The sequence below is a fragment of the Aeromonas sp. SE22 genome, assembly GCF_038739755.1.
In the GTDB taxonomy this organism is placed as follows: Bacteria; Pseudomonadota; Gammaproteobacteria; order Enterobacterales; family Aeromonadaceae; genus Aeromonas; species Aeromonas jandaei.
Genome location: NZ_JBCGFD010000014.1, coordinates 37063 through 63385, shown reverse-complemented (window position 1 = coordinate 63385; position 26323 = coordinate 37063). Strand labels below are relative to the sequence as shown.

Annotated in this window: 21 protein-coding genes; 7 read left to right on the top strand and 14 right to left on the bottom strand. The window is 59.8% G+C overall.

Going from position 1 to position 26323, the window contains the following annotated elements; translation table 11 throughout:
- Window positions 1–164 precede the first annotated feature (164 nt).
- Genes dnaA through gyrB form a run of 4 tightly spaced genes read left to right on the top strand, consistent with a single transcriptional unit; the run spans window position 165 to window position 6174 of the window.
- Window positions 165–1541: a chromosomal replication initiator protein DnaA gene (gene dnaA, locus AAHA39_RS17665; protein WP_033115253.1), complete on the top strand. Its 1377-nt coding sequence runs from the start codon at window positions 165–167 to the stop codon at window positions 1539–1541.
- Window positions 1542–1556: 15 nt separating this feature from the next.
- Window positions 1557–2660 (top strand): DNA polymerase III subunit beta, encoded by a 1104-nt coding sequence (gene dnaN / locus AAHA39_RS17660; protein ID WP_320656737.1) that lies wholly within the window; start codon window positions 1557–1559, stop codon window positions 2658–2660.
- Window positions 2661–2662: 2 nt separating this feature from the next.
- Window positions 2663–3766 (top strand): DNA replication/repair protein RecF, encoded by a 1104-nt coding sequence (gene recF / locus AAHA39_RS17655; protein ID WP_320656738.1) that lies wholly within the window; start codon window positions 2663–2665, stop codon window positions 3764–3766.
- A complete protein-coding gene (gene gyrB, locus AAHA39_RS17650) occupies window positions 3763–6174 on the top strand; it encodes a DNA topoisomerase (ATP-hydrolyzing) subunit B (protein ID WP_042031093.1) in 2412 nt (803 codons plus the stop codon). Before recF ends, gyrB begins: the two co-directional genes overlap by 4 nt.
- Before the next feature lie 68 nt (window positions 6175–6242).
- Here the strand turns inward: gyrB and AAHA39_RS17645 are convergent, their stop codons facing one another.
- From AAHA39_RS17645 to AAHA39_RS17625, 5 genes are all read right to left on the bottom strand, one after another.
- Window positions 6243–7007, bottom strand: a complete 765-nt coding sequence (locus AAHA39_RS17645; protein WP_320656739.1) for a GNAT family N-acetyltransferase — start codon at window positions 7005–7007, stop codon at window positions 6243–6245.
- Window positions 7008–7087: 80 nt separating this feature from the next.
- Window positions 7088–7465, bottom strand: a complete 378-nt coding sequence (locus AAHA39_RS17640) for a VOC family protein (RefSeq protein ID WP_320656740.1) — start codon at window positions 7463–7465, stop codon at window positions 7088–7090.
- 66 nt (window positions 7466–7531) lie between these two features.
- Window positions 7532–8236, bottom strand: a complete 705-nt coding sequence (locus tag AAHA39_RS17635; RefSeq protein WP_320656741.1) for a helix-turn-helix transcriptional regulator — start codon at window positions 8234–8236, stop codon at window positions 7532–7534.
- A 65-nt stretch (window positions 8237–8301) separates the two neighbouring features.
- Window positions 8302–9213, bottom strand: coding sequence for a helix-turn-helix domain-containing protein (locus AAHA39_RS17630; RefSeq protein ID WP_320656742.1), 912 nt, complete (start codon window positions 9211–9213; stop codon window positions 8302–8304).
- A gap of 91 nt (window positions 9214–9304) precedes the next feature.
- Window positions 9305–10075: an MBL fold metallo-hydrolase gene (locus AAHA39_RS17625; RefSeq protein WP_320656743.1), complete on the bottom strand. Its 771-nt coding sequence runs from the start codon at window positions 10073–10075 to the stop codon at window positions 9305–9307.
- 280 nt (window positions 10076–10355) lie between these two features.
- Here AAHA39_RS17625 and AAHA39_RS17620 point away from each other — a divergent pair, with 280 nt between their 5' ends.
- Window positions 10356–10769 carry an Hsp20 family protein gene (locus AAHA39_RS17620; protein ID WP_320656744.1) on the top strand — a complete coding sequence of 138 codons (414 nt, stop codon included), beginning with the start codon at window positions 10356–10358 and terminating at the stop codon, window positions 10767–10769.
- 92 nt (window positions 10770–10861) lie between these two features.
- Window positions 10862–11302: an Hsp20 family protein gene (locus AAHA39_RS17615; RefSeq protein WP_005339297.1), complete on the top strand. Its 441-nt coding sequence runs from the start codon at window positions 10862–10864 to the stop codon at window positions 11300–11302.
- A gap of 72 nt (window positions 11303–11374) precedes the next feature.
- On the opposite strand, the gene AAHA39_RS17610 is transcribed toward AAHA39_RS17615, so the two are convergent.
- A complete protein-coding gene (locus AAHA39_RS17610; RefSeq protein ID WP_320656745.1) occupies window positions 11375–12625 on the bottom strand; it encodes a valine--pyruvate transaminase in 1251 nt (416 codons plus the stop codon).
- A gap of 189 nt (window positions 12626–12814) precedes the next feature.
- Window positions 12815–13603, bottom strand: a complete 789-nt coding sequence (locus AAHA39_RS17605; RefSeq protein WP_320656746.1) for an AraC family transcriptional regulator — start codon at window positions 13601–13603, stop codon at window positions 12815–12817.
- Between the two features lie 92 nt (window positions 13604–13695).
- On the opposite strand from AAHA39_RS17605, the gene AAHA39_RS17600 reads away from it, so the two are divergent.
- Entirely contained in the window at window positions 13696–14823 is a 1128-nt protein-coding gene (locus AAHA39_RS17600) for a multidrug effflux MFS transporter (RefSeq protein WP_320656747.1), read from the top strand.
- A 4-nt stretch (window positions 14824–14827) separates the two neighbouring features.
- Here AAHA39_RS17600 and AAHA39_RS17595 read toward each other — a convergent pair whose 3' ends face one another.
- The 7 genes from AAHA39_RS17595 to AAHA39_RS17565 form a co-directional block, all read right to left on the bottom strand.
- Complete coding sequence (locus tag AAHA39_RS17595; protein ID WP_005355774.1) at window positions 14828–15511, bottom strand: response regulator; 684 nt, start codon at window positions 15509–15511, stop codon at window positions 14828–14830.
- The gene (locus AAHA39_RS17590; protein WP_033115266.1) at window positions 15511–18099 is read right to left on the bottom strand and encodes a sensor histidine kinase; all 2589 of its coding nucleotides are present in this window, start codon (window positions 18097–18099) and stop codon (window positions 15511–15513) included. Before AAHA39_RS17590 ends, AAHA39_RS17595 begins: the two co-directional genes overlap by 1 nt.
- 69 nt (window positions 18100–18168) lie before the next feature.
- Entirely contained in the window at window positions 18169–18696 is a 528-nt protein-coding gene (locus AAHA39_RS17585; RefSeq protein ID WP_108570986.1) for a potassium-transporting ATPase subunit C, read from the bottom strand.
- A 60-nt stretch (window positions 18697–18756) separates the two neighbouring features.
- Window positions 18757–20814 (bottom strand): potassium-transporting ATPase subunit KdpB, encoded by a 2058-nt coding sequence (kdpB, locus tag AAHA39_RS17580; protein ID WP_320656748.1) that lies wholly within the window; start codon window positions 20812–20814, stop codon window positions 18757–18759.
- On the bottom strand, window positions 20815–22491 hold the full coding sequence (gene kdpA / locus AAHA39_RS17575; RefSeq protein WP_041210495.1) for a potassium-transporting ATPase subunit KdpA: 1677 nt from the start codon (window positions 22489–22491) through the stop codon (window positions 20815–20817).
- Window positions 22492–22841: 350 nt separating this feature from the next.
- Window positions 22842–24191, bottom strand: a complete 1350-nt coding sequence (gorA, locus tag AAHA39_RS17570) for a glutathione-disulfide reductase (protein WP_043851689.1) — start codon at window positions 24189–24191, stop codon at window positions 22842–22844.
- Window positions 24192–24267: 76 nt separating this feature from the next.
- Window positions 24268–26235 carry an ATP-binding protein gene (locus tag AAHA39_RS17565; protein ID WP_320656749.1) on the bottom strand — a complete coding sequence of 656 codons (1968 nt, stop codon included), beginning with the start codon at window positions 26233–26235 and terminating at the stop codon, window positions 24268–24270.
- Between the last annotated feature and the right edge of the window lie 88 nt (window positions 26236–26323).

Sequence of the window (26323 nt, the reverse complement as noted above, 5' to 3'; positions counted from 1 at the left end):
GATCAAGCTGTGGGTAACTTTGGGGATGAAAGATGATCCGGAGGCGCTGGATCCTTGAAAGTCAAGGATCTTATTTGCTGGATCCGCGGGGTCACGGCTGGAGATCCGGCGGCTAAAAACGTAGAATAGCCGGTCTTTAGTTAATCAATCGACAGGAGTTTAGAGTGACTGCTTCGCTATGGCAGCAGTGCCTTAACCGGCTGCAAGATGAGTTGCCCTCGGCAGAATTCAGCATGTGGATCCGGCCGCTTCAAGCGGAGTTGAGTGACAATACTCTGACCCTGTATGCACCGAATCGCTTCGTTCTGGACTGGGTACGAGACAAGTACCTCATCCGGGTGAACGGCATCATTAACGAACTTTGCGGGGTCGATGGCCCCGCCCTGCGTTTTGATATTGGCAATCGTCCCCACCCCGTCACCGTCGCTGCAAGCAGAGCGCCGGCGCAGGGTGCTGCGCCTGTGAATAACTTGCAGAAGAGCTGGGAAAGCAAGCCCGAAACCAAGCCCGAGCCAAACCACAAGAGCAACACCAACGTGAACTATACCTTCGAGAATTTCGTCGAGGGTAAGTCCAACCAGTTGGCTCGTGCGGCGGCCCGTCAGGTGGCGGATAATCCGGGTGGTGCTTACAACCCTCTGTTCCTCTATGGCGGTACCGGTTTGGGTAAAACCCACCTGCTGCACGCCGTTGGCAATGCCATCAAGGAGAGCAAAAAAGATGCGAAAGTCATCTATATGCACTCCGAGCGGTTCGTGCAGGACATGGTGAAAGCGCTGCAAAACAACGCCATTGAAGAGTTCAAGCGTTACTACCGCAGCGTCGATGCCCTGCTCATCGATGACATCCAGTTCTTCGCCAACAAGGAGCGCTCCCAGGAGGAGTTCTTCCATACCTTCAACGCTTTGCTCGAAGGCAACCAGCAGATCATCCTCACCTCGGATCGCTATCCGAAAGAGATCAACGGTGTCGAGGATCGCCTCAAGTCCCGCTTCGGCTGGGGCCTGACCGTGGCGATCGAGCCGCCTGAGCTGGAGACTCGCGTCGCCATCCTGATGCGCAAGGCGGACGAGAACCAGATCCACCTGCCGGACGAAGTGGCTTTCTTCATTGCCAAACGGCTGCGTTCCAACGTCCGTGAACTGGAAGGGGCCCTCAACCGGGTGATCGCCAACGCCAACTTTACCGGTCGCGCCATCAACATCGACTTCGTACGCGAAGCGCTGCGCGATCTGCTGGCGTTGCAGGAGAAGCTGGTCACCATCGACAATATCCAGAAGACGGTGGCGGAGTACTACAAGATCAAGCTTGCGGATCTGCTCTCCAAGCGCCGTTCCCGCTCCGTGGCCCGCCCGCGCCAGCTGGCGATGGCACTGGCCAAGGAGCTGACCAACCACAGTTTGCCGGAGATAGGTGATGCCTTTGGTGGCCGTGACCATACCACCGTTCTTCATGCCTGCCGCAAGATCGAGCAGCTGAAGGAGGAGAGTCACGACATCAAGGAGGACTACTCCAACCTGATCCGTACCCTTTCTTCCTGATAACGGAGAGCACAGATGCAGCTCGAAATTAGCCGTGAGGCCCTGTTACGTCCTCTGCAACTGGTGTCCGGTGCCCTGGGTGGCCGACCGACCCTGCCGATCCTCGGCAACGTGCTGCTTGATGTCAGCAACGGTCTGCTGTCGCTGACCGGTACCGATCTCGAAGTAGAGATGATCGGTCAGGTCTATCTGAATGATGCCAGTGAAGATGGCCGCACCACTGTGCCGGCGCGCAAGCTGCTGGACATCTGCCGTGGTCTGCCGGAAGGCGCCGAGATCCGCCTCAATACCGAAGGCGATCGCCTGATCATCCGTTCCGGCCGTTCCCGTTTCAATCTGTCGACCCTGCCGGCGACCGAGTATCCGAACATCGAGGATTGGGAGTCCGTGCTCGAGTTCGATATCAGCCAGCTGGAGCTGAAAAAGCTGATCGACGCTACCCAGTTCTCCATGGCCAGCCAGGATGTGCGTTACTACCTGAACGGCATGCTGTTCGAGAGTGAAGGTCACGGTCTGCGTACCGTAGCGACCGACGGTCACCGTCTGGCCACCTGCCGCCGCGAGGTTGTGGGGGAATCGCTGCCCGATCATCAGGTTATCCTGCCACGCAAAGGGGTGCTGGAGCTGGTGCGTCTGCTGGAAGCGGAAGACAAGCCGGTGCGACTGCAGATCGGTCGCAGCAACCTGCGTGCCGCCCTCGACGGCTTCATCTTCACCTCCAAGCTGGTGGATGGCCGTTTCCCAGACTGGCGCCGGGTCATTCCGCGCAACAGCGACAAGGCCCTGATCGCCGGCCGTGAGGATCTGCGTCAGGCGTTTGCCCGCGCGGCGATCCTCTCCAACGAAAAATTCCGTGGGGTGCGTCTCAATCTGCAGGAAAACCTGCTGCGCATCACCGCCAACAACCCGGAACAGGAAGAAGCGGAAGAGCTGCTTGACGTACAATACGCTGCTGGCGAGATGGAGATCGGATTCAACGTCTCTTATGTGCTGGACGTGCTGAATACGTTAAAATGTGAGCAAATCCGGGTTAGCCTGAGCGATTCCGTCAGCAGCGCCATTATTGAGGATTTTGAAAATCAGGATGCTCAGTACGTGGTAATGCCGATGCGGATCTAGTCGTGTCTCTGGTCAAACTCCAGCTCAGCGACTTTCGCAATATCCAGCAAGCCAGTCTCGCGTTGTCACCCGGCCTCAATATTCTGGTCGGGTGCAATGGCAGCGGCAAGACCAGCGTGCTGGAAGCCATTCACTACCTTGGTCTGGGGCGCTCCTTTCGCACTCATCTGACCGGGCGGGTTATCCGCCAGGGGGAGAGGGCGTTTACCCTGTTTGCCCAGTGCGAACTGGATGGGCGTCAGGTGCCAATCGGTCTTGCCAAGGACAAGAGTGGCGAGACCCAGCTCAAGATTGCCGGAGCACAGGCGCAGCGATTGGCCGATCTGGCCGAACTGCTGCCGGTGCAACTCATCCATCCGGATGGCTTCAATCTGTTGACCGGGGGGCCGCAGGCTCGTCGGGCCTGGCTCGATTGGGGGGTGTTTCATCAGGAACCCACCTTCTTCGCTCTGTGGGGGCGGGTGCGGCGGCTGCTGAAACAGCGTAATGCGCTGCTGCGCCAGAGCACCCAATATCGCCAGCTGGCGTTCTGGGATCAGGAGCTGGTGCGGCTGGGTGGTGAACTGGCAGGCTTTCGCGCCAGTTATTGTCAGGCCATTACGCCCCTGATCAAGGAGATGACGGCGGATTTTCTGCCGGAATTCGATATCAGTCTTGGTTTTTACCGGGGCTGGGAGAAAGATACCCCCCTCAACGAACTGCTGGAGGCGGGGTTTGAGCGGGATCGGGCGCTGGGCTACACCGGTGTCGGTCCGCAGAAAGCCGATGTGCGCCTCAAGGCGAACGGGGTGCCTGCGCAGGATATTTTGTCCCGGGGTCAGCTCAAGCTGCTGGTTTGTGCCATGCGCTTGGCCCAAGGGCTCTATTTGAATCAACATAGCAGCCGTGGCTGTATTTTTTTAATTGACGATTTTGCCTCTGAACTGGATGTCGAGAAGCGTCGCCTCCTGGCCGCAAGGCTGAAGCAGTGCGCGTCCCAGGTGTTTATCACCGCCATCGATATCGGTCAGCTCGCAGACATGATGGATGCGAATGACTGCAAGTTGTTCCACGTGGAACAAGGCAAGATCTCCGAAACGTTAGAGAAGGCAGAGAGTAAGCTATGAGTGAAAATACTTACGACTCCTCGAATATCAAGGTGCTGAAGGGCCTGGATGCGGTCCGCAAGCGCCCGGGGATGTATATCGGCGATACGGATGATGGCTCGGGTCTGCACCACATGGTGTTCGAAGTCGTCGATAACTCCATTGACGAGGCGCTCGCTGGCTACTGCTCCGATATTCAGGTCAAGATCCATTCCGATGGCTCCGTCTCCGTGCGCGATAACGGCCGTGGTATTCCGGTCGATATTCACCCGGAAGAGGGCCGCTCCGCTGCCGAAGTCATCATGACCGTGCTGCACGCTGGCGGTAAGTTCGATGACAACTCCTACAAGGTTTCCGGTGGTCTGCACGGCGTTGGTGTCTCCGTTGTTAACGCGCTCTCTGACAAGCTGCTGCTGACCATTCGTCGTAACGGCCACGTCTACGAACAGACCTATCATCTGGGTGAGCCGCAGGCTCCGCTCAAGCAGATCGGCGACAGCACTGGCACCGGGACCGAAGTTCGCTTCTGGCCGAGCCCGACCATCTTCAGCGACACCCTGTTTCACTACGAGATCCTGGCCAAGCGTCTGCGCGAACTCTCTTTCCTCAACTCCGGCGTTTCCATTCGTCTGATGGATGAGCGTGATGGCCGCGAGGCGCACTTCTGCTACGAAGGCGGCATCAAGGCGTTCGTTGAGTACCTGAACCAGAACAAAACCCCGATCCACCCGAAGGTGTTCCACTTCACCACTGAACAGGATGGCATCGGTGTGGAAGTAGCGATGCAGTGGAATGACGCCTATCAGGAAGGGGTCTACTGCTTCACCAACAACATTCCGCAGCGCGATGGTGGTACCCACCTCGTTGGTTTCCGTACCGCGCTGACTCGTACCCTCAACTCCTACATGGAGAAAGAGGACTACAGCAAGAAGGCCAAATCTGCCGCCAGCGGTGATGACGTGCGTGAAGGTCTGATTGCCGTTATCTCCGTCAAGGTGCCGGATCCCAAGTTCTCATCCCAGACCAAGGACAAGCTGGTCTCTTCCGAAGTGAAGACCGCCGTTGAACAGGCGATGGGTGAGAAGCTGGCTGACTTCCTGCTGGAAAACCCGGGCGATGCCAAGATCGTGGTCAACAAGATCATCGATGCGGCCCGTGCCCGTGAAGCGGCCCGCAAGGCCCGTGAGCTGACCCGCCGCAAAGGCGCGCTGGATATCGCCGGTCTGCCCGGCAAGCTGGCTGACTGTCAGGAAAAAGACCCGGCTCTCTCCGAACTCTACATAGTGGAAGGGGACTCTGCTGGCGGTTCCGCCAAGCAGGGTCGCAACCGGAAGAACCAGGCCATTCTGCCGCTCAAGGGCAAGATCCTGAACGTGGAGAAGGCCCGTTTCGACAAGATGATCTCCTCACAAGAGGTCGGTACCCTGATCACCGCACTGGGTTGCGGTATCGGTCGCGACGAGTACAACCCGGACAAGCTGCGTTATCACAACATCATCATCATGACCGATGCGGACGTCGATGGTGCGCACATCCGAACCCTGCTGCTGACCTTCTTCTATCGTCAGATGCCGGAAATCATCGAGCGTGGCTATGTCTACATTGCCCAGCCGCCGCTTTACAAGGTGAAGAAGGGCAAGCAGGAGCAGTATCTGAAAGACGAAGATGCGCTGCTGCAGTACCAGACCGCCATGGCGCTGGATGGTGCGACCCTGCACGTCAACGAGTCTGCCCCGGCCATCGGTGGCGAGGCGCTGGAGCGTCTGGTCAACCAGCATCGCTCGGTGACTCACCTGATCACCCGCATGTCTCGTCGTGCGCCGGAAGCGGTACTGACCCAGCTGATCTATCAGCCGGAGCTGAACGAAGCGCTGCTGAACAGCGAGAGCGATCTGCTGGCCTGGTGTCAGGGTATGGAAGCCGTGCTCAACGAGAGCAACCAGGGTATCCAGTACCAGATGCAGGTTCGTCGCGATGAAGAGCGCCGCCTGTTCGTGCCGCACGCCGTGGTACGTCAGCACGGTGTCGACCGCGAATACCCGATCAGCTACGACTTCCTGCAATCCTCCGAGTACCGTCAGCTGGTCTCGCTGGGCAAGGAGATCGCCAACCTGATCGAGGAAGGTGGTTACATCAAGCGTGGCGAGAAGGTGAAGCCGGTCTCCAGCTTCGTCGAAGCGGTCGAGTGGCTGATGGGCGAAGGCAAACGCGGCATCTACATCCAGCGCTATAAAGGGCTGGGCGAAATGAACCCGGACCAGCTGTGGGAAACCACCATGGATCCGGAAGCCCGCCGCATGCTGCGAGTCACCATCGACGACGCCGTCGGTGCCGACCAGCTATTCTCCACCCTGATGGGTGATGCTGTAGAGCCGCGTCGCGACTTTATCGAGACCAACGCCCTGCGCGTAGCCAACCTCGACGTCTAATCAGACTCGCTGATTGCAATAAAAAGCCGCTCACAAGAGCGGCTTTTTTACATCTGCAGTCTGCTTTATCAGAGCATTTTGCTCATGATGACCAAGTTGTGAGGTAGCACAGCGCCATCGCTAGCCGTGCGATGACGCAACGCTGGCACTATGTGGTGGATGACCCTGAACCCCAGCTTGGTATAGAAAGGCTCGGCGGTCTGGGTACCGAGATTGACCTCGTAAACCCCTTGCTGCGTCAGGTACTCCAGCACGGTATTGGCGAGCAGGGTGCCGGTTCCTGCGGGCTGCCCCGGTTGCACCACCACAGTGCCGATATAGGCGTATCGCCGATTGTCTGTGGAGTAGATAGACCCGGACATACCTCCCTGCAGTTCACCATTCTCATCATGCAGCATCAAGACAAAGGTCGGCCGGATTTTGGGATCCTGCTCGTTGACGGCTTCGATGTAGAGGGTTTTGCCTGCTGGCTGAGAACCGCAATGCACTCTGAAGATTGCTGTGTGATCCGGGCCTGCTGGCATATGAACGGCTTCGTGCAGATAACCGTTTTGAGTGAGAGGGGAATAGAGCTCCTGATACGTGGTGAGTATCACCACCTCATTGATGAGGTGGCCCTGCTGCCGTTGTTCATCGATCAGCTGATCCAGATAATCGAGCGGAGTACCGAGAAAGCTGGCTTCCGGGTAGTGGACGATGACGTTGGGGTTGAAGCCAAACTCCTGCTCACGCAGTTGCAGCAGGGCAAAAAGTGCCAACTGCTTCTCGCTCAGTTCATCGGCTGTGCAGTTCTCTGGCTGATACAGTTTGAGTGGATTATGTCGAGTGGTCATTGTTTATCCATAAAATGATGCGCGCAGATGATAACACAGCCGATGGGACGGGCACGTTCCACGTGGAACATTGAACCGGATTACCTCAGCTCAGGTGCCGGGCAGTAGAGGCGCAGACGATGGCCATCCGGATCGAGGGCCATGCAGGTGTAGCCAAACTCCATCTTGGTCGGCGCCTGGATCAGGGTGAGCCCGCGCGCCAGCCACTCGGCAGACAGGCGATCGACGGCATCATCATCGGGGAGGGCGAAGGCCAGCTCCATCGCTCCGGCCGTTTGGATCACGGCAGGTTCAACTGTGGCGCTGGACCAGAGTGCCAGTCTGGCGCCCGATTCGAACACGAACATGGCAAAGGTAGGTGACTCCTCCACCGGCTGGCGACCGAACAACTCGCGGTAGAAGAGCGCGCTGCGGGTCGGATTGGCAACGTAGAGGATGGTGAACTGGGGGACTAACATGGTGATGCTCCTTGCTGATGAGATGGCGCATCGGCGCCGACCCCGTCAGCATGGCGCTACCTGCTGTCAGTTTCTGTCAGCAATGAATTTCGGCTGCGGGATCTGCTGGGTGGCGCGCCACTCCTTCAGCAGACTCTCTCTGCTTTTTGGATAGCGGCAATCTTGCTGCTGCATCCGGGTGATGCGATCGACCCGAAAGTGGCGAAAGCCCTGACGCAGTTCGCACCAGGCCACCAGTACCCGTACCTGTTCGAAGTAGCCGAGGGCAAAGGGCCAGACGGTACGCTCAGAGGCCTCATCCTTGAGATCGCGATAGATCAGGGTCACCTTGCGTTGCTGGCGGATGGCACTGCGCAGTGGGGCTTCATCGGTGAGGCTCTCGCTGCGGGAGGTACCGATCAGCAGGGCATTGCTCTGGAGCTGCTGGCGATAGTCTGCGGGCAGCACGGCTTCTATCTTGGCCAGCGCACTGCTGGCCGATGCACTCAAGGATCCGTCACCGTGGGCGACGACCCAACGTGACCCCAGCACCAGCGCATCCAGCTCCTCTTCGCTGAACATCAATGGCGGCAGCATGAAGCCAGGACGCAACACATAGCCGATCCCCGGTTCACCCTCAATATGGGCACCTTGTGCCTGCAGGGTGGCGATATCCCGATAGAGGGTGCGCAGGCTGATGCCAAGCTGGCTGGCCAGCTCAGAGCCAGTGATGGCGTAGCGGTGGCCACGCAGCAGCTGGAGCAGGGCCAGCAGGCGTTCGGAACGGGACATGGAATGACTCCTCGGGATCTCTGGTTAGCCTGCCATAGCGAGGTGAGCTGGTACAGCGGGCATCATCAGGAGTTCTGGCCACGAAAAGATCGTCGCCACTCGCTGGGAGAGATGGCAAAGTGGGCGCGGAAGTGATTGCGCAGGGAGGTGGCACTCTTGAAGCCGACCAGCTCGGCAATGCGATCGATGGAATGGCCGCTTACCTCCAGCAGCTCCTGACTGCGCCTGAGCCGTTCCGCTAGCAGCCATTCACCCACCGAGAGGCCGGTTGCCTGATGAAAACGGCGGGTAAAGGTGCGCCGACTCATCAGGGTATGGGCCGCCAGAGAGTCCAAGGTGTGAGGCTCGGCCAGATGGGCACGCAGGTGGTCGAGCAACTGGTTCATCCGGACATCGCGGGTGGAGGCGGGTACTGGCTGCTCGATAAACTGGGCCTGCCCCCCTTCCCGGTGAGGCGGGATCACCAGCCGCCGCGCCACCTTGTTGGCGATGGCCGAGCCGTGGTACTGGCGTACCAGATAGAGGCAGCAGTCCAGCCCGGCGGCAGTGCCTGCCGAGGTGACCAGCCCCTCGTCATCCACATAGAGGGCGTTGGTATCGAGTTGCACGCAGGGAAAGCGGTGGCAGAAATCCTGTTCGTACTCCCAGTGGGTCGATGCCTTGCGACCATTGAGCAGCCCGGCGTAGGCGAGCACATAGGTGCCGAGACAGAGCCCGACCAGTCGGGCACCTCTGGCTCTGGCGGCAATCAGGGCATCGAGCAGCGCTGCGGGTGGCCGTGCTGCCGGGTCGTGCCAGAAGGGGATGACGATGATCTCCGCCTCGGCCAGCACCTCCAGCCCATGGGGAGCCTGAATGGTGAAGCCTTGCGCCGAGTGTGAATGAGGGTTGCCATCGCCGCAGATGAGACAGGGGACGGCGCAGTGAAAAGGGCTGAAGTTATCGAAGGTCACCACGGCAACGATCGGGGTGAGCATTATGTTGGCTCCTCTCTGCGCGCAGACCCCTCATCATAAACGTTAGGCTGTGAAAGCCGAAGGGCCATCTCTGACATGGCCCTCCTGCGGGTCACAGCGATATCGCCTCGCCATCTTGCGGCACCCGTACCCGATCCATCATGCCCCGCTTCGCCAGATAGTCGCGCAGCTCCTGGCGTGACAGCACGGCGTGGTTGACCGCCTCCATATGGCTGGCGATCAGCGTGGCTTGCGGTGCGGCCCGATAAACGGCGGCGACATCCTCCTTGCCCATGATGATGGAACCGAGCCCGGGCACCTGTGCATCCCCGCAGTTGAGGATGATGACCTCGGGTTGATGCTGTTGCAGGGCTTGCTCGACCCGGGGATGCCAGATGGTATCACCGGCCAGATAGAGGCACTGTTCATCGGGGTGGGAGAAGACCACGCCGCACACTTCTCCCATTCGCTCGCCCAGTACCGCCATCAACTGGTCGCTGCCGTGCTGGCCACCGGTCTGCTGCAGGCGAATGCCGGCAAACTCGGGCTGGTCGCTCAGCAGGCGCACATCCTCAAAGCCACTGGCACGAATGGCATCGGCATCTTTCTGATGTTGCACCAATAGCGGCAGATGCTTGGGGATCAGGGCTCTGGCGGCGTCATCCCAGTGGTCGGGATGGTCGTGGGTGACGATAACGGCGTCCACATCGACCAGCTCATCGATCGGCAGCGGCAGCTCGACCAGCGGATTGCGCAGCTGGCTGTTGGCGGTGCCCTCAAAGCCGGGGAAGGCACCTTTGGCGGAGAGCATGGGGTCGATCAGAAAGCGGGTGCCGGCATAGTCGAGCAGCAAGGTGGCGTTGCGAACCTGGGTAATCTTCATGGGATGGTTCCATGTTGGCTGGTGGATATGCAACCAATTATGGGAGACGGAGCGAGTTGCCATCAGTGGCCCACGGGTCGATTATCATCACTATCGGGCCAACAGGTTGATGTTCTACAGGTCGGCGCGGCCATTTAAAAAATTTGAAAAAATCCCCTTGAAAGGAAAAAGTGAGCCCCTATATAGGTAACAAGGCCGGAACGCTCGACAGAGGTTTCGACCAGGCGCCCGTCCATAAGGAGGGCAAACAATCCGTTATCGCTCACAAGAGGGTAATACTATGCGTTCTATCGACTTTTCTCCGCTCTATCGTTCTGCCATTGGTTTCGATCGTCTGGCCAATCTCATCGAATCTGCGGCCAGCAATGGCAATGCCGGTTATCCCCCCTATAACATCGAGCAGTTGGGTGACAACGACTACTGCATCAGCATGGCGGTGGCGGGCTTTACCCAGGAAGAGCTGGAGCTGAGCTTCCAGGAAAATCTGCTGACGGTGAAGGGCAACAAGCAGGCCGACACCGGGCGCAACTATCTCTATCAGGGGATCGCCGAGCGTGGTTTTGAGCGCCGCTTCCAGCTGGCCGACTATGTGCGGGTGAAAGGGGCCGATCTGAAAAACGGCTTGCTGCACATCGAGCTGGTGCGTGAAGTGCCCGAGGCGATGAAGCCGCGCAAGATCGAGATTAACGGCTGATAGCCTGAATTCACTGAAATTTTAAAATTTCCCGGGTGCCGATGACGGGCCTGTGGAGAGTTGAACCTGTTGCTTATTAGAAGGATAGGATTATGCGTAACCTCGATTTTTCTCATCTCTATTCCAACGCCGTCGGCTTCGAGCGGATGGCCCGTGAGCTGGAAGGTCTGTTCGAGCAGAAGACCGCCGCTTACCCCCCGTACAACATTGAAAAGCGCGATCAGGATGGCTATCGCATCACGGTCGCCGTGGCTGGCTTCGAGCGTGAAGAGCTGGAGCTGGAGACCGAAAACGGCACCCTCAAGGTGAAGGGGCGCAAAGGGGCTGCTGCCGGTGAGCGTCAGTTCCTCCATCAGGGGATTGCCGAGCGTGACTTCGAGCTCGCCTTCAAGCTGAGCCAGCACGTGGAAGTGCAGGGTGCCAAGCTGGAGCATGGTCTGCTGACCATCGATCTGGCTCGCGAGTTGCCGGAGGCGCTCAAGCCCCGCGCCATCCCCATCGGCAAACCCGAGCAGCTGGCGCTGCCCGGCTAAGTAAACCGGATCGCGATAGACAACAAAGGCCTGCATCTGCAGGCCTTTCTGTTTTTGGCTGGCCGGACTGACTTAGCCGGCGTAGAGGGCATTGATTTCATCGGCCAGAGTGGCGATGCCGCGGCGCACCAGCTCCTCGCTCTGGGAGTAGTTGAGGCGGATGCACTCCTGGCTGTGGCGCCACTCGGGGTCATCGATGCCGGGGAAGAAGTAGTGACCCGGCACGATCAGCAGGTTCTTCGCCTTCAGTCGCTCATAGAGCTCCTGACAGTGGATCGGCAAATCTTCAAACCAGAGCCAGAGGAAGAGGGCGCCTTCCGGCTTGTGAATGTGGAAGCGCGGGTCGGGGATCGCTTCGCGCAACAGCTGCACCGCCAGCTCCGCCTTCTGCTGATAGAAGGGCTTCACCACCTGTTCGCTGAGGGCGATGATCTCGCCGCTCTCGATCATCGGGATGGTGATAGCAGGCCCCAGACTGCCCGGCGCCAGATTGATGATGCCGCTCAGGTTGGTGATGGCCTGAATGATCTTCTCGTCAGCGATGACGATGCCGCAGCGGGTGCCCGGCAAGCCCAGCTTGGAGAGGCTCATGCAGAGGATGGTGTTGGCGTTCCAGAACGGCTTGGCTTCGCTGAAGATGATACCCGGGAAGGGGACGCCGTAGGCGTTGTCGATCAGCAGCGGAATTCCCTTGTCGCGGGCAATCTGGTCGAGGTGTTCGATCTCTTCGTCGGTCAACACGTTGCCGGTGGGGTTGGTGGGGCGAGAGACGCAGATCACCCCTATGTCGTCACCCACCTGTAGGCTCTCGAAATCCACGTGGTACTTGAACTGACCATCGGCCAGCTTCTCTATGGTGGGCTTGTAGGCCACGAAGTAGTCGTCCGCCAGCGCCGAGTCGGCATAGCCGATGTACTCGGGGGCGAGCGGGAACAGCACCTTCTTCTTGCGGCCATCAGCAAATTCGCCCGCCAGCAGGTTGAACAGATAGAAGAAGGCATTCTGGCTGCCGTTGGTCAGGGCGATATTGCGGGCCGAGATATCCCAGCCCAGCTCCTTGCTGAGCAGTCCGGCTAGCGCCCTGGTGAACCTGTCTTTGCCTTGCGGGCCATCGTAGTTGGCCATCGCTTTCACCAGTTCGCCGTTGTCGAGCAGGGTTTTGGCCTCGGCCTGAAAGCGCTCCAGCATGGCGGGGATCGGGGCCGGATTGCCGCCACCCAGCATGATGGCGTCCGGATTGGTCAGCCCCTGATTGAGGTCATCCATGAGTTGGGTAATGCCGGCGTGGCGAGTGAACTTCTCGCCGAACAAGGAAAATTCCATTCAGTGACAGATCCAGATTTGAGTTACGGGGATATAGCACCATAGCTCAGTTTAAAAGCGGGTGTCGATCAAAAAGATGGGACGTTCCACGTGGAACATGGCATAAAAATTAAGCGTGCAAGCACAGCAGTTTCGAAAGAAACATTAACCTGACAAGCGCACAGGGAAAATGGATTTATTTGAACCAAATCAGCTGGTTGTAGCGTCTCTCTTGTGGGGAGTGATGTAGCGTGCAGGAGTCTGCCCGGTGTGTTGCCTGAAGAAACTGATAAAGGCGCTGTCGCTGGAGAACTCCAGTGCCGAGGATATGCGACTGATGGATTGCCCCTCGGCCAACAGCTCCATTCCCCGCAACAGCCGCCACTGCTGACGCCATGCCTGATAGCTCATGCCGGTCTCCCGCATAAAGATGCGGCCAATGGTCTTGTCGCTGGCACCAATCTGTCCGGCCAGCCGGTTGAGCCGATCGGGCAGGGCATCCCCCCGCTTCAACTGCTGTAGCCAGTCGCCCAGTCTGGGATCGGTCGGTAGTGGCAGCTGCCATGACTCCCGCGGCGCCAGCCCTAACTCCTCCATAAACAGTGCCACCGTCCGTTGTTGCTGCTCTTGCGGTTTGTTCCACGGCCAGAGCGCCATCCGTTCGATCAGTTCGTGCAGCAGCGGATTGACCGCCAACACCTCCACCGTGCCGGGCAACTCGGGGTGCGGCTGGAAGTAGAGGGAGCGGTAGGCCACCACACCACGCATCAGTACCCGGTGGGCTGTGCCCGCCGGCAGCCAGGCGGCGCGGGTGGGCGGTAGCAGGCAGACCCGACCTTCCAGCTCCATGGTCATGCAGCCGGATTGGGCGAACAGCAGCTGATGGCGTTGATGTTGATGCTGGCCCGAGTCGTGCCAGCCGAGGGCGGAGGCAATGCCGATCACGCTGCCGGTCAGCTGGTCAGGGTCAAAAGGGTGATCGGGAAGAATAAAGGCCATATGTCCGATTTTTGATGTTTATAGTCCTGCTTATTGTAATCAGACAAATGGCATCTCTCTAGAATGGCGACCTCTTGTGAAGGAGGTTTGTCATGAACAACAAGTTGCCACCGCTCTGGCTGGTGGTGGGATTGATGATGTTTCCCCAAATTGTGGAGACCATCTACAGCCCGGTACTGACCCACATCGCCAGCCAGTTTCGGGTGAGCGAGGGGCAGGCATCCCAGACCCTGTCGGTCTATTTTCTGGCGTTTGCGGTGGGCGTGGTCTGCTGGGGGCGGCTATGCGATCTGATCGGGCGGCGTCCCGCCATGCTGGCGGGTCTGCTTACCTATGGCGTCGGCACCCTGCTGGCGCTGCTGGCCAACCAGTTTGAAACTCTACTGCTGGCCCGGGTCATCTCGGCCTTTGGCGCAGCCGTGGGCTCCGTGGTGACCCAGACCATGCTGCGCGACAGCTATCAGGGCAGCGATCTGGCGCGGGTCTTCTCGGTGATGGGCATTGCGCTCTCACTCAGTCCGGTGCTGGGGTTGCTCAGTGGTGGTCAGCTGGCGAGATGGTTTGGCTATCTCGGGGTGTTCAGCGGTCTGCTGGTACTGGCGGTAGGTTTGTTGCTGGTTGCCTGCTGGCAGCTGCCGGAAACCCGTCCGGCCACCAGCCAACGAGTCGCGCTCTGGCCGCTGGCGTGTCGGATGATGAAAGATGGCGGGCTCTGGCGCAGTGCCATGCTGGTCGCCCTGTTCAACACCATGCTGTTTGGTTACTACAGTCTGGCGCCGTTCCTGTTTGCCGGATTGGGATTGAGCGTCGGCGAGTTTGGTTACTCGGGGATCTTGCTGGCGCTGGCGACCCTGCTCGGCAGCCTGCTCAACAAGCATCTGCTGGGGAGAGGGTGGCAATCGTCCTCTCTGATCCGACTGGCTTGCGCTATGGCGCTGGTCGCCGGGCTGCTGGTCTGGGCGACTCAGGCCAGCCTCTGGTTCCTGCTGCCCATGATGGGAATCGTGGTGGCCTTCGGACTGGCGATCCCCAACGTGCTGAGTCAGGCACTGTTGGCCTATCGCGAGGTAGCAGGCAGCGCTGGCGCCCTGTTCGGGCTTGGTTACTACCTGCTGCTCAGTCTGGGATTGGCGGTGGCGGCCGGATTGCAGGATCTCGGCCTGTTGCTGAGTGGCTGTGGCTTGCTGGCGCTGCTTTGCAGCTGGCGTCGTTCCACGTGAAACGTCAGTTGCCGATAAAGCGGTAGCCGATACCGGATTCGGTCTCGATAAGCGTCGGTTGCTGGGGGTTATCCCCCAGCTTCTTGCGCAGGCTGGCGATAACGATGCGCAGGTAGTGGGTGTCCTCCTTGTGGCTCGGCCCCCAAATGTCGTTGAGCAGCTGGGTCTGCATCACCAGCTTGCCGGGGTGGCACACCAGCGCCTGCAGCAGGGCGAACTCCTTGCGGGAGAGGGGGATCTCCTCCTCTTTCATGGTCACCTTGTGGCTGCTGATATCGAGCGTCAGGCCACATTGGGGGAAGTGGCGCCGTTCGCCACTGCTGACGCCAGCACGTTGGCGCAAGAGCACACGGATGCGGGCCATCATCTCGCCGATACCAAACGGTTTGCTCATGTAGTCGTTGGCACCGGCATCCAGCAGTCGCACCTTCTCCTGCTCCGAATCGCGGGCCGACAGCACCAGCACCGGGTTGGGGTGATGCTCACGAATGGCCTGCAACACCTGAATACCATCGCCATCCGGCAGACCGAGATCGAGGATCACCAGATCGGGGTTGAGGTGGCGATACTGCTCCAGCCCTTCATTGACCCCTACCGCCTCACTCACCTGATGCCCCTCGGCAATCAGGCTGATCCGCAGAAAGCGACGGATCGCCGCTTCATCATCTATGACCAGAATGTGCGCCATCAAACCTCCGGTGAATTGAGCGCGAGCGGCAGGGAGATACGCATGCAGGTGCCGTTGCCATTGGGGCCGGAGAAGGCCCAAATCTTGCCGCCGTGGGCCTCTATCATAGCGCGGGAAATGGCCAGGCCAAGCCCGGTGCCACGGCTGCCGCAATCGCCCACCGGCTGGGTGTAGAAGAGATTGAAGATCTTCTCCCGATCCGACTCGGCGATACCGACCCCGATATCGATGATATCGATGATGAGGTCGGGTTCGGCCACCATCACCTTGAACTCGATGGGGGTGCCTGCCGGCGAGTAGCGGGAGGCGTTGTCGAGGATGTTGACCAGCACCTGCTCGATCAGGGCGCCATGGACATAGAGCTGGGGCACATGCTGATCGATGTGTACCAGCAGCTTGTGCTGGCGCCAGGAGGAGTCGAGCCGCTTGCGAGCGCTCTCCACCAGATCGGTCAGGTCGACCCAGTCCCTCTTCAACTGGAAGTCGGGGGAGCCGATACGGGTCATATCCAGCAGGTTCTGTACATAGCTGTGCAGGCGGCGCGCCTCGTCCTGTACCGAGTGGAGCAGTTCGTTGCGATCATCTGGCGGGATCCGGTCACCATATTCCAGCAGGGTGCTGCCGGCACCCATGATGGTGGCCAGCGGCGTCTTCAAGTCGTGGGAGACCGAGGAGAGCAGGGCGGCGCGCATCCGGTCGGTCTCTGCCTGCAGCTGGCTGTCGGCCAGCCGCTCGTTGAGGTCGATCCGCGCCAGCGCGGCGCGAATGTCGGTGAGCAGCGCCTGTAGCTGATGCTCGGCGGAGGAGGAGAGCGGATTGGCCAGCGTTATACCGATCACCAGATCATCGCTGAGGTGGTGATACTGCGCCTCGGCGGCATTGAGGGTGGCGGTGTGGGCTCCGGCACTCTGCTTCTGGGCCAGACACCAGTCGATGGCCGCCTTGTCGGTCTGGCCGGGTCTGTGCTTCTCGTTGCCGAGGCGGTCGTGAAAATCCTTGTCGATTACCACGGTCGGCTGGCCCAGTGCCAGCGAGATCGCTTGTGCCCCTTGTCTGAGCACCTCCTCCGGGCTGTTAGCGGTCGCCAGCCCCTGACTGAGGGAGAGCAGGGCATTGCCCAGCTGCTGGGTCTCGCGCAGGCCGATCAGCTGCTGGCGCTGGCGGGAGGCGAGGCGCCCCGCGGTCATGCCGACGATCAGCAGTACGAACAGGGTGAGCAGGTCGCTGTGGTTGGCGACGCTCAGGGAGAAGTAGGGGGCGGTGAAGAGCAGATTGTGGGCGATAAAGCCCAGCACAGCTGCCAGCGTGGCGGGCACCAGACTGGTTGTAAGGGCAGTCGCCAGCACCCCCAGCACGAAGATGAGTGGCAACGCTGCGGGGGGTAGCCAGTAGGAGAGCCCCCATGCAATGGCCGAGGTGATACCCATGATGGCCACCGCCAGCAGGCTGTGGTGAATATCCTTCGGCGTCGGGGAGCGCATCCCCACTCTGTGTTTCTGTTTCTCGGTATCGACCAGGGTGATCTCCAGCCCCTGTGCCTGCTTGAGCAGGTGCTGCACCAGCGAGCGACGCCACGGTGCCTTGTGGGGTTTGCCGAGCAGCAGCTGCGATACCTGCTGCTGCTCGGCAGTCTCCAGCAGCGTATTGGCGACAGCCGGACTGGAGAGGGTCAGCACCTTGGCGCCCAACTGGGAGGCGAGCGCCAGCGCTTGCTCCACGTCGGCCGAGCTGTGGCCATTGCTGTCCACGTGCACCACCAGCCAGGGCAGCTGGCGACGCTGGGCAAAGCGGTGACCATAGCGCACCAGCGCTGCCCCGTGCTGATTGCCGAGGCAGACCATCAGCTTGCCCCGCAGCGGCAATGTGGTCTTGCCCGCCGCCTGCCATTGCAGTTGCAGATCTCCCTCCACATGGCTGGCGGCGGTCTGCATCGCCAGCTCCCGCAATGCAGTGAGGTTGTTGAGGGAGAAGAAGGATTGCAGGGCGGCCTTGGCCTGATGAGGGACATAGACCTTCCCCTCTCGCAGGCGGCCGAGCAGCTCCTTGGGGGGGAGGTCGATAAGGATAATGCTGTCAGCATCGAGCAGAACCTGATCGGGCAGGGTCTCTTTGACCCTGACCCCGGTCAGCTGCCACACCAGATCGTTGAGGCTCTCCAGATGCTGGACGTTGAGGGTGCTGTAGACGTCGATACCGGCGTTGAGCAGCTCCTCCACATCCTGCCAGCGCTTCTCGTGGCGGCTGCCGGGAGCATTGCTGTGGGCCAGCTCGTCCACTACTGCGATGGCCGGTTTGCGTGCCAGCAGGCCGTCGAGGTCCATCTCCTCCAGCCGCTGCTGACGGTGCATGTGGATCTTGCGTGGCTGGATGGCGAGTTTGTCGAGCAGGGCCAGCGTCTCCTGCCGGCCGTGGGTCTCCACCACGCCGATCAGGATGTCGACCCCCTCCTTGGCCTGTTCCCGCACCGCCTGCAACATAGCGTAGGTCTTGCCCACGCCGGGGGCGGCCCCGAGAAAGACTTTCAGCTTGCCCTTGTGCTCTTGCTCCAGACTTGCCAGCAGGGCGTCAGCCCTTACCTCATCACGCATGCTTATCCCTATCGAGCCAACTGCCCGCGTCGAAAGTGGAGGTCAACGCCAGATCGGCAAGGAGCGCCCTCAGGCGCCCTTTTGATGATCCAGTTGCAGGTTCAGCTGGAGAATGTTGACCACCTGCGGGCCAAGGATACCAGCTTGTGTGGCCGACTTGACCTGCTCCGTCAGTTGGGCGGGATCCAGTCCACGTTCTCTGGCTACGCGATCCACCTGCGCCAGCACTGCATCGAGTGGTAGATGGGGATCTAGGCCAGAGGCGGAACGGGTCAGCATGGCAGGAGAGCTGGTTTCAGGCTGTGCCTTGGCGGCCTGTTCGGCGAACTCCGCCCGCAGCGGTGAGCTCATCCCCAGATTGCTGGCACTACCGCCAATGGTGTTGAAATCACTGGCTGAAGGGCGGGGGTGGAAGTAGTCAGCCCGCTCGAATTTCTGTGCCAGCAGGGCGCTACCGATAAGTTGCTGCTTGCTGTCGGTCAGCTGGCTGCCGTTGGCTTGCCAGGGGAAGATCAGCTGGGCCAGTCCGGTGACGGCCAGCGGATAACCCACGCCCAGCAGCAGGGTCAGGGTCAACAGGGTTCTGATTGCGATCATGATGGATATGCTCCGAATTCGTTGTGTGGATGCGGGCTGACCCGCATCCCGGTTATGCCGTTACACCAGACCCAGGCCGGTAATGACCAGGTCGATCAGCTTGATGCCGATAAAAGGCACCAGCAGGCCGCCGACACCGTAGATCAGCAGGTTGCGGCGCAGTAGGCTGGCAGCCGACCCCTTCAGGTCGACACCGCGCAGGGCCAGCGGCACCAGCGCTACGATGATCAGGGCGTTGAAGATGATGGCCGCCAGGATGGCGCTCTGCGGGCTGCCCAGCTGCATCAGGTTCAGTACCCCCAGTTGCGGGTAGGCGGCGATGAACAGGGCCGGCAGGATGGCAAAGTACTTGGCCACGTCGTTGGCGATGGAGAAGGTGGTCAGGGCGCCACGGGTCACCAGCAGCTGTTTGCCGACCAGCACCACGTCCAGCAGCTTGGTGGGGTTGGAGTCGAGATCCACCAGATTGCCCGCCTCCTTGGCGGCCTGAGTACCCTCGTTCATGGCCAGACCCACATCAGCCTGTGCCAGCGCCGGTGCGTCGTTGGCACCGTCACCGCACATGGCGACCAGACGGCCATCGGCCTGCTCCTGCCGGATATAGGCGAGCTTCTTCTCCGGCGTTGCTTCGGCGATGAAGTCGTCCACCCCGGCTTCAGCGGCGATGGCGGCGGCCGTTTTCGGGTTGTCACCGGTGATCATTACGGTGCGGATCCCCATGTGGCGCAGGATCTGGAAGCGGGCCTTGATGCCGGGCTTGATGATGTCCTTGAGGTAGACCACCCCCAGCAGCTGTTCATGGGTACAGACCAGCAGCGGTGTACCCCCCTGACGAGCGATGTTGTCGACTGACTTGAGCACCAGCTCCGGTACCGCTTTGCGGTCGAGGGAGAGGTAGTTTAGTACCGCATCGACAGCACCCTTGCGATATTGGTGACCGTTGCGATCCAGTCCGCTCAGACGGGTCTCGGCGCTGAAGGGGATTACCTTGTCATCGTCCAGCTGGCTCGGTTTGGTGTGGCTCTTGCCCGCCAGGGTCAGGATAGATTTACCCTCGGGAGTGTTGTCACCCAGCGAAGCCAACATGGCCGCTTGTGCCAGCAGGGCCGGGTCAATGCCGGGTGCCGGGATCAGTTCGTCAGCCATCCGGTTGCCGAAGGTGATGGTGCCGGTCTTGTCCAGCAGCAGGGTGCGCACGTCACCGGCCGCTTCGACGGCCCGGCCAGACTTGGCAATCACGTTCAGTTTCACCAGTCGATCCATACCGGCAATGCCGATGGCGGAGAGCAGGCCGCCGATGGTGGTCGGGATCAGGGTGATAAAGAGCGCGATCAGGTAGAGGCGCGGTACCTGAGTGCCGTTGTAGTCGAGGAACCAGGGCAGGGTGGCGACCACCAGCAGGAAGATGAGGGTCAGCCCGACCAGCAGGGCATCCAGCGCCATCTCGTTGGGCGTTTTCTGGCGCTTGGCCCCTTCCACCAGTGCAATCATGCGATCCAGCGTGCTTTCGCCCGGATTGTTGCTGACGCGCACCCAGATCTCGTCTGAAACGACGGTGGTATTGCCGGTTACACCGCTGCGATCGGTACCCGATTCGCGGATGACGGGGGCGGATTCACCAGTGATGGCGGCCTCGTTGACCGAGGCGATACCGGCGATCACCTCGCCGTCGGCCGGGATCATCTCGCCGCTGCGTACCAGTACCAGATCACCCTTCATCAGGCTGGTGGCGGGTACCCATTCGCCTTGACCATCTTTTGCATTAGCCACCCGACGGGCCTTGAGTTGGCTCATGCCAGCCTTGAGGCTGTCGGCCCGCGCCTTGCCGCGACCTTCGGCCAGCGTCTCGGCGAAGTTGGCAAACCAGAGGGTGAGCCAGAGCCAGGCTGTCAGCTGCCAGGCCAGCGAGGGGGCTACCCCGGAGAACGGCTGCCCCAGCAGTGACTCCACCGTCGCCATGACTGCTGCCAGCCAGAGGGTGAACAGAATGGGGCTGCCAAACAGCGCCTTGGGATTGAAGCGATAGATGGCTTCAACCATGGCCTGCAGGATCTGCGATTGCTGTTTTTTGCCCTTCACCAGCATGGTGTCGGGACTCATTGAAGTGGACTTGCTCATTTAGAAAGCTCCCAGCATCAGATGTTCTGCCACGGGGCCCAGTGCCAGCACCGGCAGGAAGGAGAGGCCGCCAATCAGCAATACGGTGATGATCAGCAGGGTAATGAAGAGCGGGCCGCGGATCGGGAAATCCCCCTCGCTTATCTCCTGACGCGGAGCGCGGGCAAGCTGGCCGGCAATGGCCATGATGGGGATGATGTAGCCGAAGCGACCGAGCAGCATGGCCAGACCGATGGCAACGCACTGCCAGTTGTCACCGGCAGCAAAGCCGGCGAAGGCTGAGCCGTTGTTACCGGCAGCCGAGGCGTAGGCATAGATGAGGCGTGACAGGCCGTGGGGGCCATCATGGCCGATGATAGTGGCCGCATCCGGCATCAGCAGAGTGACACCGCCGATCACCAAAACCCCCACCGGCATCACCAGCATGCTGGCGACGACCCACTTCATCTCGGTGATACCGAGGCGCTTGCCCAGATAGGTCGGGGTACGACCCACCATCAGACCGCACAGGAAGACGGTGAGCAGCACGAACAGCATCATGCCGTAGATGCCGGCACCCACGCCGCCGAACACCACCTCACCCAACAGCATGTTGATCATGGCGACCATGCCGGAGAGAGGAGCGAAGCTGTCGTGCATTGAGTTAACCGAGCCGTTGGAGGCGGCGGTAGTCGCCACTTCCCAGATACTGGAGAGCACCGGGCCGAAGCGGCTCTCCTTACCCTCCCAGTTGCCTGCTTCGCTGGCAAGATGAGTCAGGGCCGGATCCAGTTTCATCTCCTGAGTGATGGAAACGAAGAGTCCTAATGCCAGCATGATGGTCATGGCAATGACGATAGCGCGGCTGTGGGCCATGTCCTTCACATAGCGACCCAGGGTAAAGACCATGGCGGCGGCCAGGGTCAGCAGGGCGACCATCTCCAGCCAGTTGGAGAGGGCGGTCGGGTTCTCGAACGGGTGGGCGGAGTTGATGCCGAAGAAGCCACCGCCGTTGGAGCCGAGCTGCTTGATGGCAATTTGCGAAGCTGCCGGGCCGAGCGGCAGCAGCTGTTCCTGACCTTCCAGAGTGTGGAACGGCAGATAGGCTGACAGGCTCTGCGGAACCCCCTGCCATACCAGCAGCAGCGCCAGGATCAGCGACATCGGCAGCAGCACGTAGAGGCAAAAACGCACCAGATCCAGCCAGAAGTTGCCAAGGTGGGTTGTCTGCTGGCGGGCGATACCGCGGAACATCGCAACCGCTACGGCAGCACCTGTGGCGGCAGAGACGAAGTTCTGGGTGGTCAGGCCCACCATCTGGCTGAAGTAGGAGAGGCTGGCCTCACCGGAATAGGCTTGCCAGTTGGTGTTGGTCATAAAGCTGACCGCAGTGTTGAAGGCGAGTTGCCAGTTCAGGCCCGGCAACTGCTGCGGGTTGAGGGGCAGCAGACCCTGCGCCATCAGGATCAGGAACAGCAGGCCGAAGCCGGCGCCATTGAAGGCCAGCAGGCTGAGGGTATAGGACTTCCAGTCCTGTTCCCGTCCGTCCGTGCCGCAACATAACAGGGTGGCACGCTCCACGGGGGCCAGCCAGCGGCACTGGCCTTCAAATACCCGGTAGAGATAATTGCCAAGCAGCGGTGCTGGCAGCAGAACCAGCAGCACAAATGCGACGGGGTAGATCATTTCTTGCCACATAGCGGATACCTCACTCGTGACTGCGCGTGAGTGCACGCAGCAGATAGACCATCAAGGCGAGGACCAGCAGCAGATATAGCCAATTCATATCGACTCCATTGAGATAATTAGCTGCGAGAGCCGATGCAAAACCATATCGACTCTGTTGGTGTCATTGACGCTGAAATGGTAAGAAGAACCGGCGTAAAGGCGCCATAAAGCGCCATGTGGCAGGCGTAAAATCGGCGTAAAGAACGAGGTTTTTGCGAGAGTTCTGGTGGCGAGGCGGGATCAAAAAACCCGGCCTGAGCCGGGTTTGAACGCTGGTCAATGAAGATGACCAGATATTGGCGGGTCAGCCTGCAATGTGCTTATCGCATTGTCACAAACTCTTCCGCACTGGTGGGGTGGATTGCGACGCAGTTGTCGAAGTCCGCCTTGGTGGCCCCCATCTTCATGGCGACGCCAAAACCTTGCAGGATCTCGTCCATGGCAAAGCCGATACCGTGCAGACCGACCACCTTCTCTTCAGGGCCGACGCAAACCAGTTTCATCCGGGTGGGCTGGCGATGCTGGGTCAGCGCCGAGTACATGGCGGTGAACTGGCTGCGGTAGACCTTCACCTGACCCTCGCCATATTCGGCGATGGCTTCCGGCTCGGTCAGGCCAATGGTGCCGATGGGCGGGTGGCTGAAGACCACGGTCGGCACCAGATCGTAGTTGAGGTGCTCGTTCGGCTTGTTGTTGAACAGCCGTTCGGAGAGGCGACGACCCGCTGCGACGGCTACCGGCGTGAGCTGGATGCGACCTGTGTTGTCACCGACGGCATAGATGTTGGCAACGGCAGTATTCTGGAACTTGTCGGTCGGGATAAAGCCCTTCTCGTCCAGTTCGATACCGGCAGCGGCCAGATTCAGGTTGTCGGTGGCCGGGACGCGACCGATGGCCCAGATCAGGCAGTCGACGGTGAGGTGGCGACCATCTTCCAGCTGCAGGGTCAGGCTGTTGTCAGCGTTCTTGAGCACAGCCTTGGGAATGGCGTGGGTATGCAGCTTGGGTCCTTCCTGCGCCATGATCTCCACCAGTGTCTCGTGGATCATGGGATCGAAATTGCGCAGCGGGGCGTGCTTGCGCACCACCAGATGGGTCTCGGAGCCCAGTGCCTGCATCACCCCGGCGATCTCGACGGCGATATAGCCGGCACCCACTACGGCAACCCGCTTGGGTTGGCTCTGCAGCTCGAAGAAGCCGTCGGAGTCGATACCCAGCTCGGCACCCGGGATGGCCGGAATTTCCGGACGGCCACCGGTAGCGATCAGGATGTGATCTGCGGTGTACTGCTCGCCATTGACCTCAATCGTGTTGCTATTGACGAAGCGGGCGAATCCCTTGATAACGGTGATCTGGTTCTTGCCCAGCACATTCTGATAGGAGGTGTGAATGCGGCCGATGTAGGCTTGGCGGGACTCGACCAGCTTGGCCCAGTCGAAGTGGTTGAGAGTGGTGTCGAAGCCGTAATCGGCGCCATATTTCAGGGCATCGGCAATCTGGCCTGCATACCACATGGCTTTCTTCGGGACGCAGCCTACGTTGACGCAGGTTCCACCCAACTCTTTGGCTTCAATCAGGGCAACTTTCTTACCGTACATGGCAGCCCGGTTGGCAGAGGCGATACCGCCGCTGCCGCCGCCGATGGCGATATAGTCAAAATGCTGTGCCATTGCGAGGTTCTCCGCTCATTAAGAATGCAATCACAGCATGATGGGGATAAAGCAGCTGGCTCACAAGAGCCAGCGCTCAGTTATGTTGGATCGGCAGGCGAATATGGAACTCGGCGCCGTTGCCCGGTTCGCTGGCACAGTGGATGCGGCCGCGCAGCAGTTGCACCACCAGGTTGTAGATGATGTGGGTACCGAGGCCGCTACCGCCCTGACCCCGCTTGGAGGTGACAAACGGATCGAAGATGCGCGGCAATATCTCCGGCGGAATGCCGCGACCGTTGTCGTTGTAGTCGATCAGCAACTCTTCTCCCTGCTGCTCCACCTTGATGGTGATCTTCTTGGGTTTGTCCCAGTTGTCGAAACCATGGTTGATGGAGTTGAGGATCAGGTTTGAGTAGATCTGGGTAAAGCTGCCGGGGAAGGAGAAGATCGACAGCTTGGGATCGCATTGGATATCGACCTCGCACTGGGCCTTTTTCAGCTTGTGGCCGAGGGAGACGACCACCTGATGGAGGTTGTCGGCGAGGCTGAAGTTGTAGCGCGCTTCCGATGACTGATCGACAGCAACCTGCTTGAAGCTGGCGATCAGTTCGGATGCGCGGCGCAGGTTGCCTTGCAGCAGCTGCATCGACTCGTCGAGGTTGACGGTGAACTCGTTGAGATAGGAGCGTGACAGCTGTTTTGACTCAATGTGCGATTTGAAGTCGGCAACCCGCTCCTGCAGATAGGAGGAAGCCGTCACACTGATACCGATCGGGGTGTTGATCTCGTGGGCCACACCGGCCACCAGTGAACCGAGGGACGCCATTTTTTCCGATTCGACCAGTGTCTGCTGAGCCTGCTTCAGATCGTCGTAAGCCTTGCCCAGCTGGGTGTTGGCTTCGCTCAGGCTGCGCGTCCGCTCGGCAACCTTGCCTTCCAACTGCTCGTTGAGCTGGATAATCTCCCGCTCGACCTTCTTCAGTTGGGTGATGTCGTAGCCAAACCCGATCTGGTATTTGAGGTTGGGCCCTTCATAGAAGGGGACAAAGGTCCACTGCAGCACCAGTTCATGGGCTTGCTGGTCATGCATGATGACCACCTTGTCGGCGAGTGAACCCTCTGCCGAGAGGATGTTGCTCAGCTCCTGACGTTGGGCGTTGCTGACAAAGAGATCGAGCCAGTTGTGTTGCAGCAGTTCCTGCTGGTGGTAGCCGGTCAGCAGAATGGCTGCCGGGTTGATGCTGGCGATGGTGAGATCAGGCTCCATGCAGCAGATGACCATGTTGGCCGAATTGATCAGGGTGGCAGAGAAGTCGCGCTCCTGTTGCAACTGCTCCACGGCCTGATGGCGAGCCAGCAGCTCATCGCGCAGACGGGTGCGCATTTGGTTGAGGGTGGCGACCAGGGTATCCAGCTCATCGGGCTTTTTGCGGGGCAGGGGGCGCCCCTCCAGCTCAAGCTCCATGTCGAGCCGATCCAGATTGAACTTCTGGGCATAGCTGGCGATGCGGTTGATGTGACGAACCACCAGATAGTAAATGATGATCAGGATGCAAAACGAGACTACCAGCGTCTTGATAGTCTGGCTGACCATGATCAGCACCGATTTCTCGATCAGGCGCTGGTAGATCTGCTCCAGCGAGGCTGCTACGAACAGCTTGCCCACCACTTCGCCTTGATAGGTGAGGTTGAATTCGCGGGAGATGTCGTAGCTTTCCCGCTCCACCCCCTGGGTCAGTAGCGGGACTTCGGAGTTGCCGAGCATCTCCTTGACCATCACGAACTGCATGTTGGGCAGGTTCATGATGCCCTCAATCTGTACCTTCACCTGCTCTTCATCCAGGTTCCACAAGCTGGCAGCGATAGGTTGCAGAAAAGAGGCCTCGATCTGGCCGATGCTGTCTTCGATAACGGCAACGTCCTTGCGGTAATCCCAGGCAAGTTGCAGTGCAGTGATGATCATCGCCAGTACGGTACTGCAGACCAGAATATAGGAGAGCAGACGGTATGAGAGTCCGTTACTGCCGACGGCCCTAGCGGTCTTGAAGAAATGTCCTGACATGGCGTCCTTGCGGTCTGGATGTGATGTTTTTTAGTTTAACTGCTTCATGGACTTATGTCGTCTTTCCTGCAAAGCATAAAAAAGGCCC

Bases quoted from the DNA above. Each gene is read 5' to 3' on its own strand.
- dnaN (WP_320656737.1), top strand. From the start codon at position 1,557: ATGCAGCTCGAAATTAGCCGTGAGGCCCTGTTACGTCCTCTGCAACTG.
- gyrB (WP_042031093.1), top strand. From the start codon at position 3,763: ATGAGTGAAAATACTTACGACTCCTCGAATATCAAGGTGCTGAAGGGC.
- AAHA39_RS17645 (WP_320656739.1), bottom strand. From the start codon at position 7,007: ATGACCACTCGACATAATCCACTCAAACTGTATCAGCCAGAGAACTGC.
- AAHA39_RS17640 (WP_320656740.1), bottom strand. From the start codon at position 7,465: ATGTTAGTCCCCCAGTTCACCATCCTCTACGTTGCCAATCCGACCCGC.
- AAHA39_RS17635 (WP_320656741.1), bottom strand. From the start codon at position 8,236: ATGTCCCGTTCCGAACGCCTGCTGGCCCTGCTCCAGCTGCTGCGTGGC.
- AAHA39_RS17630 (WP_320656742.1), bottom strand. From the start codon at position 9,213: ATGCTCACCCCGATCGTTGCCGTGGTGACCTTCGATAACTTCAGCCCT.
- AAHA39_RS17625 (WP_320656743.1), bottom strand. From the start codon at position 10,075: ATGAAGATTACCCAGGTTCGCAACGCCACCTTGCTGCTCGACTATGCC.
- AAHA39_RS17620 (WP_320656744.1), top strand. From the start codon at position 10,356: ATGCGTTCTATCGACTTTTCTCCGCTCTATCGTTCTGCCATTGGTTTC.
- AAHA39_RS17615 (WP_005339297.1), top strand. From the start codon at position 10,862: ATGCGTAACCTCGATTTTTCTCATCTCTATTCCAACGCCGTCGGCTTC.
- AAHA39_RS17610 (WP_320656745.1), bottom strand. From the start codon at position 12,625: ATGGAATTTTCCTTGTTCGGCGAGAAGTTCACTCGCCACGCCGGCATT.
- AAHA39_RS17605 (WP_320656746.1), bottom strand. From the start codon at position 13,603: ATGGCCTTTATTCTTCCCGATCACCCTTTTGACCCTGACCAGCTGACC.
- AAHA39_RS17600 (WP_320656747.1), top strand. From the start codon at position 13,696: ATGAACAACAAGTTGCCACCGCTCTGGCTGGTGGTGGGATTGATGATG.
- AAHA39_RS17595 (WP_005355774.1), bottom strand. From the start codon at position 15,511: ATGGCGCACATTCTGGTCATAGATGATGAAGCGGCGATCCGTCGCTTT.
- AAHA39_RS17590 (WP_033115266.1), bottom strand. From the start codon at position 18,099: ATGCGTGATGAGGTAAGGGCTGACGCCCTGCTGGCAAGTCTGGAGCAA.
- AAHA39_RS17585 (WP_108570986.1), bottom strand. From the start codon at position 18,696: ATGATCGCAATCAGAACCCTGTTGACCCTGACCCTGCTGCTGGGCGTG.
- kdpB (WP_320656748.1), bottom strand. From the start codon at position 20,814: ATGAGCAAGTCCACTTCAATGAGTCCCGACACCATGCTGGTGAAGGGC.
- kdpA (WP_041210495.1), bottom strand. From the start codon at position 22,491: ATGTGGCAAGAAATGATCTACCCCGTCGCATTTGTGCTGCTGGTTCTG.
- gorA (WP_043851689.1), bottom strand. From the start codon at position 24,191: ATGGCACAGCATTTTGACTATATCGCCATCGGCGGCGGCAGCGGCGGT.
- AAHA39_RS17565 (WP_320656749.1), bottom strand. From the start codon at position 26,235: ATGTCAGGACATTTCTTCAAGACCGCTAGGGCCGTCGGCAGTAACGGA.